General features: G+C 71.9%; 16 protein-coding genes. 6 read left to right on the top strand and 10 right to left on the bottom strand.

The features are described from left to right. Positions 1-4: 4 nt before the first annotated feature. The 5 genes from gap to JOD66_RS27915 all read left to right on the top strand — a co-directional run bounded on the left by gap (position 5) and on the right by JOD66_RS27915 (position 3,698). Complete coding sequence (gap, locus tag JOD66_RS27935) at positions 5-1,003, top strand: type I glyceraldehyde-3-phosphate dehydrogenase (RefSeq protein ID WP_205126161.1); 999 nt, start codon at positions 5-7, stop codon at positions 1,001-1,003. A 4-nt stretch (positions 1,004-1,007) separates the two neighbouring features. After that, positions 1,008-2,207, top strand: coding sequence for a phosphoglycerate kinase (locus tag JOD66_RS27930; protein WP_205126160.1), 1,200 nt, complete (start codon positions 1,008-1,010; stop codon positions 2,205-2,207). 1 nt (position 2,208) lies between these two features. Beyond that, positions 2,209-3,006 (top strand): triose-phosphate isomerase, encoded by a 798-nt coding sequence (gene tpiA / locus JOD66_RS27925; RefSeq protein WP_205126159.1) that lies wholly within the window; start codon positions 2,209-2,211, stop codon positions 3,004-3,006. A 27-nt stretch (positions 3,007-3,033) separates the two neighbouring features. Beyond that, entirely contained in the window at positions 3,034-3,270 is a 237-nt protein-coding gene (gene secG / locus JOD66_RS27920; RefSeq protein WP_052138671.1) for a preprotein translocase subunit SecG, read from the top strand. Between the two features lie 68 nt (positions 3,271-3,338). Then, complete coding sequence (locus JOD66_RS27915) at positions 3,339-3,698, top strand: RNA polymerase-binding protein RbpA (protein WP_141007576.1); 360 nt, start codon at positions 3,339-3,341, stop codon at positions 3,696-3,698. A gap of 80 nt (positions 3,699-3,778) precedes the next feature. Here the strand turns inward: JOD66_RS27915 and pgl are convergent, their stop codons facing one another. The 4 genes from pgl to tkt are packed head-to-tail and all read right to left on the bottom strand — an operon-like array spanning position 3,779 to position 9,432. Then, positions 3,779-4,510, bottom strand: a complete 732-nt coding sequence (pgl, locus tag JOD66_RS27910) for a 6-phosphogluconolactonase (protein WP_205126158.1) — start codon at positions 4,508-4,510, stop codon at positions 3,779-3,781. After that, positions 4,507-6,153 carry a glucose-6-phosphate isomerase gene (gene pgi / locus JOD66_RS27905; protein WP_205126157.1) on the bottom strand — a complete coding sequence of 549 codons (1,647 nt, stop codon included), beginning with the start codon at positions 6,151-6,153 and terminating at the stop codon, positions 4,507-4,509. The genes pgl and pgi overlap by 4 nt, the downstream gene beginning before the upstream one ends. A gap of 5 nt (positions 6,154-6,158) precedes the next feature. Then, positions 6,159-7,277, bottom strand: coding sequence for a transaldolase (tal, locus tag JOD66_RS27900; protein WP_205126156.1), 1,119 nt, complete (start codon positions 7,275-7,277; stop codon positions 6,159-6,161). Between the two features lie 43 nt (positions 7,278-7,320). Beyond that, entirely contained in the window at positions 7,321-9,432 is a 2,112-nt protein-coding gene (tkt, locus tag JOD66_RS27895; protein WP_205126155.1) for a transketolase, read from the bottom strand. A 141-nt stretch (positions 9,433-9,573) separates the two neighbouring features. On the opposite strand from tkt, the gene JOD66_RS27890 reads away from it, so the two are divergent. Next, positions 9,574-10,491: a heme o synthase gene (locus JOD66_RS27890; RefSeq protein ID WP_239547274.1), complete on the top strand. Its 918-nt coding sequence runs from the start codon at positions 9,574-9,576 to the stop codon at positions 10,489-10,491. Positions 10,492-10,913: 422 nt separating this feature from the next. Here JOD66_RS27890 and JOD66_RS27885 read toward each other — a convergent pair whose 3' ends face one another. From JOD66_RS27885 to JOD66_RS27860, 6 genes are all read right to left on the bottom strand, one after another. Then, positions 10,914-11,795, bottom strand: a complete 882-nt coding sequence (locus JOD66_RS27885) for a COX15/CtaA family protein (RefSeq protein ID WP_307823773.1) — start codon at positions 11,793-11,795, stop codon at positions 10,914-10,916. 2 nt (positions 11,796-11,797) lie between these two features. Next, entirely contained in the window at positions 11,798-12,565 is a 768-nt protein-coding gene (locus JOD66_RS27880) for an ABC transporter permease (RefSeq protein WP_307823772.1), read from the bottom strand. Further along, the gene (locus JOD66_RS27875; protein ID WP_307823771.1) at positions 12,562-13,503 is read right to left on the bottom strand and encodes an ABC transporter ATP-binding protein; all 942 of its coding nucleotides are present in this window, start codon (positions 13,501-13,503) and stop codon (positions 12,562-12,564) included. Before JOD66_RS27875 ends, JOD66_RS27880 begins: the two co-directional genes overlap by 4 nt. Before the next feature lie 23 nt (positions 13,504-13,526). After that, a complete protein-coding gene (locus JOD66_RS27870; RefSeq protein ID WP_205126152.1) occupies positions 13,527-15,212 on the bottom strand; it encodes a flavin monoamine oxidase family protein in 1,686 nt (561 codons plus the stop codon). Next, on the bottom strand, positions 15,209-16,027 hold the full coding sequence (locus tag JOD66_RS27865) for a carbon-nitrogen hydrolase family protein (RefSeq protein ID WP_205126151.1): 819 nt from the start codon (positions 16,025-16,027) through the stop codon (positions 15,209-15,211). The genes JOD66_RS27870 and JOD66_RS27865 overlap by 4 nt, the downstream gene beginning before the upstream one ends. 235 nt (positions 16,028-16,262) lie before the next feature. Continuing rightward, on the bottom strand, positions 16,263-16,718 hold the full coding sequence (locus tag JOD66_RS27860; protein ID WP_205126150.1) for an Lrp/AsnC family transcriptional regulator: 456 nt from the start codon (positions 16,716-16,718) through the stop codon (positions 16,263-16,265). Positions 16,719-16,726: the final 8 nt, after the last annotated feature.

Here is a 16,726-nt window from a genome sequence, read left to right as displayed (position 1 = left end):
CGCAGTGACTGTTCGCGTAGGCATCAACGGGTTCGGCCGGATCGGCCGCAACTTCTTCCGGGCGGTGCGCGCGAGCGGCGCCGACATCGAGATCGTGGGGGTCAACGACCTCACCGACAACGCGACGTTGGCGCACCTGCTGAAGTACGACTCGATCCTGGGTCCGCTCGACGCCGAGGTCGAGTCGACCGACACCGCGATCACCGTCGGCGGTGCCGAGATCCGCGCCTTCGCCGAGCGTGACCCGGCCGCGCTGGGCTGGGGCGACCTGGGGGTGGACGTGGTGGTGGAGTCGACCGGCTTCTTCACCGATGCGACCAAGGCCCGTGCGCACGTCGATGGCGGTGGGGCGAGGAAGGTGATCATCTCCGCGCCGGCGTCGAACGAGGACGTGACGATCGTGATGGGGGTCAACCACGAGGTCTACGACCCGGCGGCGCACACGGTGATCTCGAATGCCTCGTGCACGACGAACTGTCTGGGGCCGATGGCCAAGGCGCTCAACGACGGGCTGGGCATCGTGAAGGGGCTGATGACCACGGTGCACGCCTACACCGCGGACCAGAACCTGCAGGACAACATCCACAAGGACCTGCGCCGGGCGCGGGCGGCGGCGCTGAACATCATCCCGACCTCGACCGGTGCGGCGAAGGCGATCGGGTTGGTGCTGCCGGAGCTGAAGGGTCGTCTGGACGGCTATGCGTTGCGGGTGCCGACGCCGACGGGGTCGTTGACGGACCTGTCGTTCGAGGCGTCGCGGGAGACGAGTGTGGAGGAGGTCAACGCGATCGTGAAGGCGGCTGCTGATGGCCGGTTCCTGGTGTACTCGACGGATCCGATCGTGTCGTCGGACATCGTGACGAACCCGGCGTCGTGCGTGTTCGACGCGCCGTTGACCAAGGTGATCGGCAACCAGGTCAAGGTCGCGGGGTGGTACGACAACGAGTGGGGCTACTCCAACCGCCTCGCCGACCTGATCACGCACGTGGGCACTACGCTCTGACCCCGTGACTGAGTACAACGGCCTCGGCGAGGTCAGTGGCAAGCGCGTCCTGGTCCGCTCCGACCTCAATGTCCCGCTCGACGGCAGCCGGATCACCGACGACGGCCGGATCCGCGCCAGCGTCCCGACGATCCGCGCGCTGGCCGACGCCGGCGCCCGCGTGGTCGTCACCGCCCACCTCGGGCGGCCCCAGGGCGAGCCGGACCCGGCGTACTCCCTGGCGCCGGTCGCCGCCCGCCTGGGCGAGCTGCTCGGCGCGCCCGTCGCGTTCGCGACCGACACCGTCGGCGCCTCGGCCCAGGAGACCGTGGCGGCGCTGCGCGACGGCGAGGTCGCGCTGCTGGAGAACGTCCGGTTCAACGCCGGCGAGACCAGCAAGGACGACGCCGAGCGGGGCGCCTTCGCCGACCAGCTGGCCGGCCTCGCCGACGCGTTCGTCTCCGACGGCTTCGGCGTGGTGCACCGCAAGCAGGCCAGCGTCTACGACGTCGCGCAGCGCCTGCCGCACGCCATGGGCGGCCTGGTCGCCGCCGAGGTCGAGGTGCTGCGCCGGCTCACCGTCGACCCCGAGCGGCCCTATGTCGTCGTGCTCGGCGGCTCCAAGGTGTCCGACAAGCTGGGCGTGATCGACAACCTGCTCGGCAAGGCCGACAAGCTGCTCATCGGCGGGGGCATGGTCTTCACCTTCCTGCGCGCCGACGGTCTCGAGGTCGGCAACAGCCTGCTCGAGGAGGACCAGCTCGACACGGTGCGTGCCTACCAGGCGCGGGCCAAGGAGCTGGGCGTCGAGATCGTGCTGCCCACCGACGTCGTCGTGGCCGACAGCTTCGGCGACGAAGCCTCCGCACGCGTGGTCGCGGCCGACGCGATCCCGGCCGACGCCCTCGGTCTCGACATCGGTCCCGAGTCCGGCCAGGCCTTCGCCGCCGCGCTCGCCGACGCCCGGACGGTGTTCTGGAACGGCCCGATGGGCGTCTTCGAGCAGGCCGCCTTCGCCGAGGGCACCCGTGCGGTCGCCGAGGCGCTGACCAAGGTCGACGGCCTGTCGGTCGTCGGCGGTGGCGACTCCGCGGCCGCCGTGCGCACGCTCGGGTTCGACGAGGCCGCGTTCGGCCACATCTCCACCGGTGGTGGCGCCAGCCTCGAGTACCTCGAGGGCAAGGAGCTGCCCGGCATCACTGTCCTCGAAGAGGAAGGCGCCTGACATGGCCGCTGCACGGACCCCGCTGATGGCGGGCAACTGGAAGATGAACCTCAACCACGCCGAGGCCGTCGTCCTCGTGCAGAAGCTGGCCTGGACGCTGTCCGACAAGCGCCACGACTACGGCAAGGTCGAGGTGGCGGTGATCCCGCCGTTCACCGACATCCGCTCGGTGCAGACGCTCATCGACGGCGACCGGCTCGCCATCCGCTACGGCGCCCAGGACGTCTCCGCGCACGCCGCCGGCGCCTACACCGGGGAGATCTCCGCGGCGATGCTCGCCAAGCTGGGCTGCTCGTACGTCGTGGTGGGCCACTCCGAGCGGCGCCAGTACCACGCCGAGACCGACGCGGTGGTCAACGCCAAGGCGAAGGCCGCGTTGGGGGAGAAGATCACGCCCATCGTGTGCGTCGGCGAGGGCCTCGAGATCCGTCAGGCCGGGGAGCACGTCGCGTTCACCAACGCCCAGGTCGAGGGCTCGTTGGCCGGGCTGTCCGCGAAGCAGGTCGCCGGCCTGGTGATCGCCTACGAGCCGGTCTGGGCGATCGGCACCGGCGAGGTCGCCACCCCGGACGACGCGCAGGAGGTCTGCGCGGCGATCCGCGGCAAGGTGCGCGAGCTGTTCGGCGACGAGGCGGCGGACGCCGTACGGATCCTCTACGGCGGCTCGGTCAAGGCCGCGAACGTCGCCGGCATCATGGCCAAGGCCGACGTCGACGGCGCTCTCGTGGGCGGCGCGAGCCTCGAGGCCGACGAGTTCGGCGGAATCTGCCGCTTCTACGACATGCCGGTGCTGTCCTAGTACCGGGCCTGACGTAGGATTCCTCGCGTGTCGACGCTTCTGACTGTGCTGCTCGTGATCACGAGCCTGATCCTGATCCTGCTCGTGCTGCTGCACAAGGGTCGGGGCGGCGGCCTCTCGGACATGTTCGGTGGCGGTGTGTCGAGCTCGCTCGGCGGATCCTCGGTCGCCGAGCGCAACCTCGACCGGTTCACGGTCGGGATCGGCGTGATCTGGTTCGCCTGCGTGATCGCACTGGGCCTCCTGCTCGCCTATCAGAACTGACAGCACAGATCGCTTTGCAACCGACCCGGGCAGTGCCGGGTCGTCCGAGGGCTTGAGGAGAGAATCCGTTGGCTGGTGGTGGGAACGCGATCCGCGGGAGTCGCGTCGGTGCGGGTCCGATGGGCGAGGCCGAGCGCGGCGAGGCCGCTCCCCGGCAGGCCGTCACGTACTTCTGTGCGAACGACCACCGCTCGGTGATCACCTTCTCCGTCGAGGCGTCCGTCCCGGACTCCTGGGACTGCCCGAAGTGCGGCCTGCCCGCCGGTCTCGACTCCGAGAACGCGCCGCCGGCGCCGAAGATCGAGCCCTACAAGACCCACCTCGCCTACGTGAAGGAGCGGCGCTCCGACAAGGAGGCCGAGGTCATCCTCGACGAGGCGATCCAGCTGCTCCGCTCGCGCCGCAAGTCCGGCGAGATCATCTTCTGAGCCGACCCGGCTCCAACTGGCTCTGTTATTCGGCCGACCCGGCAGAAACTGGCCCGATTGCGGGGCCAGTTGCTGACGGGTCAGACGAGCGAGGCGGCGGCCGCGTCGAGGAACCAGACGGTCTCGGTGCGGCCGGCGACACCACGGGCCGGGGTCTCGGTGACCTGACCGTCCTCGGCGAGCGCCCGGCGTACGGCGTCGGCCTTGGCCTCGCCGCTGACCAGGAACCACACGGACTGGGCGCGGTTGACCGCCTCGAAGGTGAGGCTGACCCGCTCGGGCGGCGGCTTGGGGGAGTCGTGGACCGCGACCGTGGCCGCGCCGACGGCGTCGAGGGCCGGGTGGCCGGGGAACAGCGAGGCGACGTGCCCGTCGGGGCCGACGCCGAGCATCAGCACGTCGAACTCGGGGCCGCCCTCGGCGCGGAGCCTGTCGGCGTACGCCGTCGCGGACTCCTCGACCGAGCCGACCTCGGTGGAGGCGGGTGCGCTGTGGACCCGGAAGGCGCCGACCTCGTCGAGGAAGGCCGCGCGGGCCTGATTGAGGTTGCGCTCGGGGGAGTCGGCGGGCACGAACCGCTCGTCGCCGAACCAGAGCACCACCGCGCCCCAGTCGACACCGGACGCCGGCGCCAGGCGGGCGACCTCGCGGTGCACGGCCTCGGCGATGGTGCCGCCGGTGAGCCCGACGTGGGGGACGTGGCCGGCCGCCTGGGCGTCGGCGATCCGGTTGAGCAGCTCGCCGGCGACCGCGGTCGCGAGCGTCTCGGCGTCGGCATGGACCTCGACGAGCGGCGGGGGAGTCTCGGTCATCGGCGGCGCTGCTCCTGGTAGTAGTCGATCATCGCCCGGGTGGACGCGTCCTGCTCGGCGAGGACGGCGGCGTCACCGGCGAGACCGGGGGCGATCTGCAGCGCGAGCTGCTTGCCGAGCTCGACGCCCCACTGGTCGAAGCTGTCGATGCCCCACACCACGCCCTGGGTGAAGGTGATGTGCTCGTAGAGCGCGATCAGCTGGCCGAGCACCGCCGGGGTGAGCGCGGGCGCCATGATCGAGGTGGTCGGCCGGTTGCCGGAGAACACCCGCGCCGGCACGATCGCCTCGGGCGTGCCCTCGGCGCGCACCTCCTCGGCGGTCTTGCCGAACGCCAGCGCCTTGGTCTGGGCCAGGAAGTTCGCCAGCAGCAGCTCGTGGACGTCGGTCTCGCCGTCGACGAGCGGGTACGCCGGGGTGGCGAAGCCGATGAAGTCGGCCGGGACGAGCCGGGTGCCCTGGTGGATGAGCTGGTAGAACGCGTGCTGGCCGTTGGTGCCCGGCTCGCCCCAGAACACCTCTCCGGTGTCGGTGGTGACCGGCGAGCCGTCCCAGCGCACGCTCTTGCCGTTGGACTCCATGGTGAGCTGTTGGAGGTACGCCGGGAACCGGTGCAGCAGCTGCGAGTAGGGCAGCACGGCGTGCGACTGGGCGCCGAGGAAGTTGGTGTACCAGACGTTGAGCAGGCCCATCAGGACCGGCACGTTCTGCTCGAGCGGCGCGCTGACGAAGTGCTCGTCGACGGCCCGGAAGCCACCGAGGAACTCCTCGAAGCGCTCCGGTCCGATCGCCACCGCCAGGGAGGTGCCGATGGCGGAGTCGACGGAGTAGCGGCCGCCGACCCAGTCCCAGAAGCCGAAGGCGTTCGCCGGGTCGATCCCGAACTCCGCGACCTTGTCGAGAGCGGTCGAGACGGCCACGAAGTGGCGGGCCACGGCCTCCTCGCCGACGCCGAGGCCGTCGAGCAGCCAGGTGCGGCACAGCCGGGCGTTGGTCAGCGTCTCCAGCGTCCCGAAGGTCTTGCTGGACACGATGAACAGCGTGGTCGCGGGGTCCAGTCCGGCGAGCTCCTGGGCGGCGTCGGTGGGGTCGATGTTGCTGATGAAGCGACACTCGAGGCCGTCGTGGACGTATGGCTTCAACGCCTCGTAGGCCATCACCGGGCCCAGGTCGGAGCCGCCGATGCCGATGTTGACGACCGTGCGGATCGGCTGGCCGGTGAACCCGCGCCAGGCGCCCGAGCGGACGTCGTCGGCGAACGCGTAGACCCGGCTCAGCACCGCCCGGACCTGCTCCACGACGGGGGCGCCGCCGACCACGAAGTCCGTGCCCGCTGCTCGGCGCAGGGCGGTGTGGAGCACCGCGCGGTCCTCGGTGACGTTGATGTGCTCGCCGCGGAACATGGCGTCCCGTCGGGCGGGAAGCTCGACCTCGCCGGCGAGCGCGTGCAGCGCCTTCCAGATCTCGGGCGTGACCAGGTTCTTGGAGAGGTCGACGCGCAGCTCGCCCGCCCGCACCGTGGAGCGCGCCACCCACTCGGGGTCGGCGAGCATCCGGCGCAGGTCGGGCCGGAAGCCGGCGGCGAGCTCGGTGAGCCGCCGCCAGGCCTCGGTCGCGGTCGGGTCGACGGGAGCCGCGCCCACGGAGGTCAGGCTCCGGCCTGGCCCGACGTCGCCGCCATCTGCGCTTCGACGGTGGCGACCAGCTCGGTCCAGGAGACCTTGAACTTGTCGACTCCCTCGGTCTCGAGGGTCACGAACACGTCCTCGAGGTCGACCCCCGCCGCGGCGATCCGGTCGAACACCGCCTGCGCCTCGCCGGCCCGGCCGGTGACCTGGTCGCCGTTCACCTCTCCGTGGTCGGCGAAGGCGAGCAGGGTCTTCTCCGGCATGGTGTTGACCGTGTCGGCCACGACCAGGTCGGTGACATAGAGGGTGTCGGAGTACGCCGGGTTCTTCACGCCGGTCGAGGCCCACAGCGGCCGCTGCGGGTGGGCCCCGGCCGCCGCCAGCGACCGCCAGCGCTCCGAGGCCAGCACCTCCTCGAACGCGGCGTAGGCGAGCCGGGCGTTGGCCACGGCGGCCTGGCCGCGCAGGGCCAGCGCCTCGTCGGTCCCGATCTTCTCCAGGCGGGCGTCGATCTCGGTGTCGACCCGCGACACGAAGAACGAGGCCACGGACTGGATGGTGCCGAGGTCGATGCCGGCGTCGCGGGCCTGCTCGAGGCCGGCGAGGTAGGCGTCCATGACCGCGCGGTAGCGCTCGACGGAGAAGATCAGGGTGACGTTGACGCTGATCCCGGCCGCGATGGTCGCCGTGATGGCCGGCAGGCCCTCGAGCGTGGCGGGGATCTTGATCAGCGCGTTGGGGCGGTCGACGGCGGCCCACAGCGCCTTCGCGGAGGTGATGGTGGCGTCGGTGTCGTTGGCCAGGGTCGGCTCGACCTCGATCGACACCCGGCCGTCGGCGGGATGCGCGGCGGCCACGGGGGACAGCACGTCGCAGGCGTTGCGCACGTCGTCGGTGGTCAGCGCGAAGATCACCTCGTCGACGCCGGCGCCGCCCTCGACGAGCTGACGCACCTGGGCGTCGTAGCGCTCGCCGTTGGCGATCGCGCTCGCGAAGATCGTCGGGTTGGTCGTCACGCCGACGACCGAGCGCTCGCGGACCAGGTCAGCCAGGTTGCCGGTCTCGATCCGCTCGCGCGACAGGTCGTCGAGCCAGATGGACACCCCCGCGTCAGCGAGGGCCTTCAGTCGATCAGTCATCGGTTCCTCCTCAGCGGTGGGTTTCGTTCTGGTGGTGCCCGGTTCAGTCCCGGGCAGCCGCGGCGATGCTCTCGCGGGCCGCCTGGACGACGGCCTCGGGCGTGAAGCCGAACTCGCGGAACAGCGTTCCGGCGTCCGCGCTCGCGCCGTAGTGGTCGATGCTGACGATCCGGCCGGCGTCGCCGACGTACTCGCGCCAGCCCTGCTTGACGCCCGCCTCGACCGAGACCCGCGCCTTGACGGTCGGCGGGATCACGCTGTCGCGGTAGGCCTGGGTCTGGGCGTCGAACCACTCCAGGCAGGGCAACGAGACCACCCGCGCGTGGACGCCCTCGGCGGCGAGCTGGGCGCGGGCCGCGACGGCGTACTGCACCTCCGAGCCGGTGGCGAGCAGGACGACATCGGGCTGTCCGCCCTCGGCGTCGAGCAGCACGTAGCCGCCCTTGGCGACGTCGTCGGTGGTGGCGTAGCCCTCGGCACCGCGCGGGAAGGTCGGCAGGTTCTGGCGGCTCAGGATCAGCCCGGCCGGGCGGTCGCTGTTGCGCAGCACCTGGAGCCACGCGGCGGCGGTCTCGTTGGCGTCGGCCGGGCGGACCACGTCGAGCCCGGGGATCGCGCGCAGCGCCGCGAGGTGCTCGATCGGCTGGTGGGTCGGACCGTCCTCGCCGAGACCGATGGAGTCGTGGGTCCACACGTGGACGACGGGAGCGCCCATCAGCGCGCCCACCCGGACCGCGCCGCGCATGTAGTCGGAGAAGGTGAGGAAGGTGCCGCCGAAGACGCGGGTGCCGCCGTGGACGGCGATGCCGTTCATGATCGCGCCCATGCCGTGCTCGCGGATGCCGAAGTGGAGCACCCGGCCCTGGTAGGGGTCGGCGGGCCACTCCTCGACGCCGCGGTCGAGAGGCAGGAAGGACTTGGCGTCCTTGATGGTCGTGTTGTTGGAGCCGGCGAGGTCGGCCGAGCCGCCCCACAGCTCGGGCATGATGCCGGCGATCGCGTTGATCACCTTGCCGGACGCGGCGCGGGTGGCGACGCCCTTGGCGTCGGCCTCGAAGACCGGCAGCGCGTCCTCGATGCCGTCGGGCAGGCGGCGGTCCTTGAGCCGGTGGAGGAGCGCGGCCTGCTCCGGGTTGGCGGCGGCCCACGCGTCGTACGCCGTGAGCCACTCGGCCTGCCAGGCCTTGCCGCGCGCGATCAGGCCCCGGGTGTGGGCCAGCACGTCGGCGGGGACCTCGAAGCTCTTGTCGGGGTCGAAGCCCAGCACCGCCTTGGTGGCCGCGACCTCCTCTGCGCCGAGCGCCGAGCCGTGGGCTGCCTCGGTGTTCTGCGCGTTGGGCGCCGGCCAGGCGATCACCGTCTTCAGCACGATCAGCGACGGCTGGTCGGTGACCTCGTCGGCGGCCTTCAGCGCGTCGTAGAGGGCCGGGACGTCCTCCTCGTAGTGGGCGAGGTCGTTGTGGTCGTTGCCGGTCCAGTCGACGGTCTGGACGTGCCAGCCGTAGGCCTCGTAGCGCTTCGCGACGTCCTCGTTGAACGCGATGTGGGTGTCGCCCTCGATCGAGATCCGGTTGGCGTCGTAGATGACCGTGAGGTTGCCGAGCTCCTGGGTGCCGGCGATCGAGGACGCCTCGCTGCTCACGCCCTCCTCGAGGTCGCCGTCGGAGGCGAGCACGTAGACGTGGTGGTCGAACAGCGACGGCCCGTCGCCGGCCGCCGGGTCGAGCAGGCCCTTCTCGCGGCGCGCCGCCATCGCCATGCCGACCGCGTTGGCGACGCCCTGGCCGAGCGGGCCGGTGGTGACCTCGACCCCGGCGGTGTGGCCGAACTCCGGGTGACCCGGGGTCTTGCTGCCCCAGGTGCGCAGCGCCTCGAGGTCGCCGAGCTCGAGGCCGAAGCCGCCGAGGAAGAGCTGGGTGTAGAGGGTGATCGAGGAGTGGCCGCAGCTCAGCACGAAGCGGTCGCGCGCGATCCACGCCGGGTCCGCGGGGTCGTGGCGCATCACCTTCTGGAACAGCAGGTACGCGGCCGGCGCCAGGCTCATGGCGGTGCCAGGGTGGCCGTTGCCGACCTTCTGGACGGCGTCCATCGCGAGCACCCGCGCGGTGTCGACGGCCTTGCGGTCGAGGTCGGTCCAGTCCAGGTCCGGGATCATGGTTCCGAGCCTACCGACGTCCGTGGTGAGCACGACACCGGCTCGGTGCCCGGCCCGGGACCCAGTCGGGCTACACTCGGACCGCTTCTGCCCCTGTTTGCGAGGACTTCCGTGACCTACGTCGACCCGACCAGCCCCGAGCTGCTGTCCGGTGACGAGGGACCGCAGAAGGCGACCTTCCGCGACGTCGTTCTCGCGTACGTCGGGCTGACCAAGCCGCGGGTCATCGAGCTGCTGCTCCTCACCACCGTGCCGGTGATGTTCTTCGCCGCCCGCGGCGTACCCGCCCTCGGCCTGGTCGTCGCCACCGTCATCGGCGGCACCCTCTCCGCCGGCTCCGCGTCGGTCTTCAACTGCGTCTACGACCGCGACATCGACGAGCAGATGCGTCGTACCCGACGCCGGGCGCTGCCCCGCCACATCGTCTCGCCCGGGGCCGCGCTGGTCTTCGGCGTGGTGCTGGGCGTCGTCTCGACGGTCGTGCTGGCCGTGTGGGTCAACCCCCTGTCGGCCGTCCTGTCGGTCTCGGCCAACGCGTTCTACGTCTTCGTCTACACGATGCTTCTCAAGCGGCGGACCACCCAGAACATTGTCTGGGGCGGCATCGCCGGCTGCTTCCCGGCCCTCATCGGCTGGACCGCCGTCACCGGCGAGCTGTCCTGGGTGCCGGTCGTGCTCTTCCTGGTCGTCTTCTTCTGGACCCCGCCCCACACCTGGGCCCTCGCGCTGCGCTACCGCGAGGACTACGCTCAGGTCGACGTCCCGATGCTCCCCGTTGTCAAGCCCGCCCGCGCCGTCGCGCTGCAGATCGTCGTCTACTCGTGGGTGATGGTCGCGACCTCGCTCGTGCTGTGGCCCGTCGCGTCCACCGGGCCGGCGTACCCGATCGCGGCGGGGGTGCTCGGCGCCGTCTTCCTGGTGCAGGCCCATGGGCTCCACCGCCGGGCGCGGACCTCCGAGGAGCTGAGCGTGCTCCAGCCGATGCGGCTGTTCCACTCCTCGAACCTCTATCTGTCGCTGCTGTTCGTCGCCGTGGCGATCGACCCGCTGCTGCACTGACGGCGCTGGTCGGCAGGGGCCGGCAGGGGCCGGCGGGGCGGTGGCTCCGTCGGTGGCGGCGGTGTGCTCGGTGTGCTTGGTGTGCTTGGTGTGCTTGGTGTGCTTGGTGTGCTCGGTGTGCTCGGTGCGCGCTTGGTGAGGTGGTCAGGCCAGTCCGGGATTGGGCAGAGACCGCATGCCTGGGGGTCGAAATGTTGCGGTTTGGGACCAAACCGCAATCGGGGTGGGGGCGACCGGGCGGTGGGCAGGGGCTCGGTGAGTAGGTCTCGGCGGGGCGGGCTTGACACCGGCCGTGAGGTGGTCAGACCAGGCCGCGATTGGGCAGAGACCGCATGCCCAGGGCCCGATTTGTTGCGGTTTGGTCCCAAACCGCAACGCCAGACGGTCCGATCAGTGGAACGCCCGCCCGAAGCGCGGCCGACTCACCCCCGCGGGTACGTGGTGACGACCACCCGGGCCAACCCGGCCGCGACGAGCGCCGCGCCGAGCATGTGCAGCCCGACCAGCACCTCGGGCAGGTCGGTGAAGAACTGCACGTACCCCAGCAGTCCCTGCGCCAGCTCGACGACCAGCAGCATCCCCGCGAAGGTGGCGACCCATCGGTCGCCGCGGCCGCGCGCGACCAGGAGCAGCGCCACGGTCAGCACCACCAGGACGCCGACCGAGATCCCGTGGACGTGGGAGACCACCTCCGGGTCGAGTCCGGTACGCCGGGACTCGAGGTCGCCGGAGTGGGGCCCGGAGCCGGTGACGACGGTGCCGAGCCAGAGCACCACCCAGCCGATGCCGAAGGTGGCCCACCCGAGCCGGCGCACCGCCACCGAGGCGACCCCACGCACCGGCCCGGTCAGGTCGTCGAGCACCCACACGCAGACCCCGACCATCGCCATCGACACCAGCAGGTGGCCGGCGACGACCCAGGGGTTGAGGTCGGTGAGCACGGTGATGCCGCCGACGACGGCCTGGGCGGGGATGCCGGCGAGCACGACCAGGCCGAGGGCGCGCACCCGGCCGCCGCGCCGCCAGGCGGCCACCACGAAGGCGAGTGCGATGGCGAGCAGGACGTAGGTGAGCAGCCGGTTGCCGAACTCGATGATGCCGTTGATGCCGAGCGCCGCGTGGGTCGTGTAGGACTCCTCGGTGCACTTCGGCCAGGTCGGGCAGCCCAGGCCGGAGCCGGTGAGTCGCACGGCGCCGCCGGTCACCACGATCCCGATGTTGGCGACGAGGTTCGCCCAGGCGAGCGGCACCAGGCGCGTCTCCAGCCCGCGTCGGAGGTCGGTCAGTCGGGTCGCGGTGCTCACGGTCACTCCCACGTGAAGGTTCGGGCGGTCAGGGCGGAGCCGAGCACGGTCCAGGCGAGCAGCACCACGAGGTCGCGTACGGCGAGCGCCCCGTCGCAGGCGGCGCGGACCGCCTCGCCGAGCGCCCCGGAGGGCAGCCAGCGCACGACGTCGCCGAGCCCGCCGTACAGCGAGGCGGGCAGGATCACGGCGCCGCCGGCGAGCAGCAGCAGGTAGACGAGGTTGGCGGCGGCGAGGGTGGCCTCGGCCCGCAGCGAGCCGGCGAGGAGCAGTCCGAGGGAGGCGAAGGCGGCGGTGCCGAACAGGGCGGCCAGCACGAGGAGCAGGGCTCCGCCGACGCCGGAGGGCCCGGACCAGCCGAGGGCGAGCCCGACGCCGCCGATGACCACGAACTGGAAGACCTCGACGAGCAGCAGCGCGAGCACCTTGCCGCCGAGCAGCGTGCCGCGGGACAGGGGAGCGGTGCCGAGGCGCTTCAGTACGCCGTAGCGCCGCTCGAAGCCGGTCGCGATCGCCAGCGACGTGAACGAGGTGGACATCACGGCGAGCGCGAGCACGCCGGGCGTCAGCACGTCGATCGGTCGCCCGTCGAGGTCGAAGCCGACCCGCTCGACGCCGCGGACCGCGCCGACCAGCACGATCACCGGGATCACCACGGCGATCAGCAGCTGCTCGCCGTTGCGCAGCATCAGCCGCGCCTCCATGCAGGCCTGGGTGAGGAGCTGGCGCAGGACGGGTGCGGCGCCGGGGGCGGGCGCGAAGGTGCTCACGACAGGGTCTCCCGCCCGGTCAGCTCGAGGAAGACGTCCTCGAGATTGCGCTGGCCCAGCGACAGCGACTCCGGCAGCACGTCGTGCGCGGCGCACCATGCCGCGACGGTGGCGAGCGTCGTACTGTCGGCGGGCCCGGAGAGCTGGATGCTGAGCGGGTCGAGCTCGGTGAGCTCGGTGCCGGGGCCGAGATCGGCGGCCAGCGCGGCCGGTGCGCCCGGGGGGAACGGCTGGGTGACGACGATGCGCAGCGTCGCGACGGTGCCGCCGCGGGTCAGCTCGAGCGGCGTGCCGCTCGCGACCAGGCGGCCGCGGTCGACGATGTGCACCTTGTCGGCGAGCCGCTCGGCCTCCTCGAGGTAGTGCGTCGTCAGTACGACGGTGACGCCGTCGCGGCGCAGCTCCTCGAGCAGCTCCCACACCGCCCGCCGGATCTGCGGGTCCATGCCCGCGGTCGGCTCGTCGACGAACACCAGCTCCGGGCGGCCGACCAGCGCCAGGGCCAGCCCCAGGCGCTGCTGCTGGCCGCCCGACAGCCGCCGGTACGGCGTACGCCCGCACTCGTGCAGCGCCAGCCGCTCCATCAGCAGGCCGACGTCCTGGGGCGCGGCGTGCAGCCGGGCGAAGTGCCGCAGCATCTCCTCGGCCCGCGCGCCGCTCCACGCGCCGCCCGACTGCAGCATCACGCCGATGCGGGGGAGCAGGTCGGCCCGCTGGCGCACCGGGTCCAGGCCGAGCACCCGGACGGTGCCGCCCTGGGGACGACGGTAGCCCTCGCAGGTCTCGAGGGTGGTGGTCTTGCCGGCCCCGTTGGGGCCGAGGACGGCGGTGATGGTGCCGCGCTCGACGGTGAGCGACAGGCCGTCGACGGCGACCGTGTCGCCGTACCTCATCACCAGGCCGTCGACCTCGACAGCAAGGTCAGCAGCGTGAGGCACGGCGACAGTCTAGGAACGCCCGGTCACAGCCCGTCCGGCAGGGCCAGGGGTGCGAGCTCGGCGAACCGGTCGCCCGGACCGGGGTTGCCCGGGGCGCTCGCGCCGCCGAAGTGACGCACGACACCCCACACCGCGTTGAGCGCCGTGGTGACCGCTCCCTCGGCCCAGCCGGCGGTCCACGAGATGTCGTCGCCGGCGAGGAAGATGCCGCGCCGGTGGGCCGGGAGGTCGTCCTGCACGAAGTGCGAGAACAGCCGCCGCTGGTAGCGGTAGTGCCCGGGCAGGTTCGCCTTGAACGCGCCCATGAAGTTGGGGTCGGACTCCCAGGACACGGTGATCGGGTCGCCGACGATGTGGGAGGCGATGTCGACGTCCGGGTAGATCTTGCGCAGGGAGTGCAGCTGGAGCCGGACCCGCTCCTCGACGGGCAGCGCGAGCCACTTCAGCGCGTCGTCGTTCCAGGTGTACGACAGGCAGATCGACGCGGCGCCGTCGTCCTCGAGCAGGTACGTCGCGCGGTTCAGCCGGTCGGTGAGCGTCATGCTCATCACGTCGCGACCGGTCGCCGGGTCGACGTCCTTCCAGAACGGCCGGTCGACGCGGACGAAGGTCTTCGACGACTGCATGTAGTGGGTGCGCTCCATCGCCATCCACAGGTCGGGAGAGAAGAGCGACTCGTCGACGTCGATGCGCGCCGACAGCAGCCAGACCTGGCAGGTGACCACGACGGCGTCGTACGACCGGGTGGTGCCCCAGCGGTCGGTGACCTCCAACCGGTCGCCCTCGCCGCGCGTGATCCGGGCCACGCCGGGCAGCGCCGAGCCGCCGTGCAGGCTCTCCAGGGAGGTGCCGGCAGGCCAGTGCACGCACTCCGGCTCGTCCCGCCACAGCCCCACCGGCAGCTGCTGCGCGCCCCCGTGGATCAGCTGGTGGTCCTCGTCGGCGTTGGTGAAGATCACCCGCAGGATCTCGAGCATCGAGTTCGGGAAGTCGGTGTCCCAACCGCCGGTGCCGAAGCCGACCTGGCCGAACACCTCCCGGTGCCGGAAGGAGCGGGAGCCGAACGCCTTGGAGTTGGCGAGGAAGCCGGAGAAGGTCTCCTCGTCGAGGCTGAGCACCAGCTGGTTCCACAGCTCCTTGAGGGCGGGCACGTCGCGCTCGGCGATCGCGCGCTGGGCGTCGGCGAAGCCGATCTCGCCCAGCGCCTCGTGCCAGGCGTCAGCGACGTCCTTGAGGAAGGCCGGGAGGTCGTCGTACCCGCGGGCGTAGAAGGACTCCCCGCCGAGCTCGACGACGGTGCTCGGCGTGGCCTCCGAGAGCGGGTTCGGGAACGGCGAGGTGCGCAGCCCGAGGTGGTCGATGTAGTGGAACAGGGCGCGTGAGGACAGCGGGAAGCGCATCCCGCCGAGCTCGGCGATCGGACCGTGCGGGCCGCCGAAGGGCTGCGAGCGCAGTCGCCCGCCGATCCGGTCGGCCTCGTAGACCACCGGCTTCAGGCCCAGGCGCATCAGCTCGAAGGCGGTCACCATGCCGGAGAGCCCGCCGCCGACGATCGCGACCTCGCGACCGTGGTGCTCGGCGGGGACCGAGCCGAGGCCGGCGGGGTGGGCCAGGTGCTCGTCGTACCCGAAAGGGAAGTCGGGGCCGAGCATCGTCACCGGAGCGGGTACGACGTGGGCCGGGTCTGGCGTGGTCTGTCCGGTGGTCATCGGGTCAGGCCTCCGTAGACCTCGGGCCGGCGGTCGGCCAGGTGGGTGTTGGCGCGGCGCGCGGCGTCGAGGGCCGCCGAGGTGAGGGTGCCGACGACCAGCCCCGGCCGGTCGTCGGCGCGGGCGAGGTCGACGCCGTCGGGCCCGACGACGCAGCTCAGCCCGGTGTAGGTGAGCTCGTGCTCGGTGCCGGCGCGGTTGGCATAGGCGACGGCCATCTGGTTCTCGAAGGCGCGAGCCGGTACGAGCAGGGTGCTGACGGCGTCGTACGGCGTCATCAGGGCGGTCGGGCACGCGAGCAGGTCCGCCCCGGCGAGGGCGACCATCCGCACCTGCTCGGGGAACTCGACGTCGTAGCAGACCAGCAGCCCGACCCGGTACCCGTCGACCTCGCCGACAGCCGGCGCGCCGTCGCCCGGGACGTAGGCGGCGGCCTCGTCCGGTCCGTAGAGGTGGGCCTTGCGGTGCCGGGCCAGCACGGTGCGGTCGCGGTCGACCAGCTCGGCGGCGATGTGGACCCGGTCGCCGTCCCGCTCCGGCCAGCTCCACGCGATCGCAAGTCCGTGCTTCGCGGCGAGGTCGGCGACGGCCGTGGCCATCGGGCCGCCCGCCGGCTCGGCGAGCTCGCCGGCCTGGGGAGCGACGTCGTACCCGGTCAGGGTGAGCTCGGGACACACCAGCAGCCGCGCGCCGCGGGCCGCCGCTTCGGCCGCGGTGGCGCCGAGGGCGAGGAGGGCGGCGGGCACGTCGAGCAGCGGCCCGTCCGGCTGCCATACGGCGACGACCAGGGCGTCGGCACGGGGGGAGTCGGTCACCCGGACAGCCTAGGAAGGCGGCGGCACAAGATCGAGGGGCGCTCGTTGCTGGGTGGCGGTGATTCGTTTCGCAGATCTGGGATCTGGCGGCGATCTGTTGTGCGTTGGGGTTGCTGGGTGGGTGACGGCGTGGGTGGTCAGGCCAGTCGGCGATTGGGCAGAGACCACAGGTGAATGGGCCGAATTGTTGCGGTTTGGTCCCAAACCGCAACAGCGCGCGGGTCCCAGGAAGACCTCAGTCCGGCAGGCTGCCCTGCTCCCGCCGAACGAGCGGCGAGAGCACCAGCTCACTCCGGGTCCGCGCTACGAACGGCTCACCCGCGATCCGCTCGACCACCTGCTCGAAGTGCCGGATGTCGGCGGCGTGGATGTGGAGGATCGCGTCGGCCTCGCCGGTGACGGTCGAGGCGGAGACCACCTCGGGCAGCCGGTCGACGGCCGCGAGGATCTCGCCGGGTGTGGTCGAGCCCTGGCAGTAGATCGACACGTAGCCCTCGGTCGACCACCCGACCACGGCCGGGTCGACCCGCACGGTGAACCCGGTGATCGCCCCCGACGCCACCAGGCGATCGACCCGCCTCTTGACGGCCGGCGCCGACAGCCCGACCCGCTGCCCGATCTGCGCGAAGGTGGCGCGTCCGTCCTCCAGGAGGGCGCCGACGATCAGGCGGTCGAGCTGGTCGAGCTGCATGCGGGTCA

The sequence above is a fragment of the Nocardioides nitrophenolicus genome (genome assembly GCF_016907515.1).
Lineage (GTDB): Bacteria > Actinomycetota > Actinomycetes > Propionibacteriales > Nocardioidaceae > Nocardioides > Nocardioides nitrophenolicus.
Note: the sequence above shows the minus strand (reverse complement) of the source record. Positions and strands in the feature narration are given on the sequence as shown.

Excerpts from the sequence above, each read along its gene's own strand:
- tpiA (WP_205126159.1), top strand. The coding sequence starts at position 2,209 with ATGGCCGCTGCACGGACCCCGCTGATGGCGGGCAACTGGAAGATGAAC.
- pgl (WP_205126158.1), bottom strand. The coding sequence starts at position 4,510 with ATGACCGAGACTCCCCCGCCGCTCGTCGAGGTCCATGCCGACGCCGAG.
- tal (WP_205126156.1), bottom strand. The coding sequence starts at position 7,277 with ATGACTGATCGACTGAAGGCCCTCGCTGACGCGGGGGTGTCCATCTGG.
- tkt (WP_205126155.1), bottom strand. The coding sequence starts at position 9,432 with ATGATCCCGGACCTGGACTGGACCGACCTCGACCGCAAGGCCGTCGAC.
- JOD66_RS27870 (WP_205126152.1), bottom strand. The coding sequence starts at position 15,212 with ATGACCACCGGACAGACCACGCCAGACCCGGCCCACGTCGTACCCGCT.
- JOD66_RS27860 (WP_205126150.1), bottom strand. The coding sequence starts at position 16,718 with ATGCAGCTCGACCAGCTCGACCGCCTGATCGTCGGCGCCCTCCTGGAG.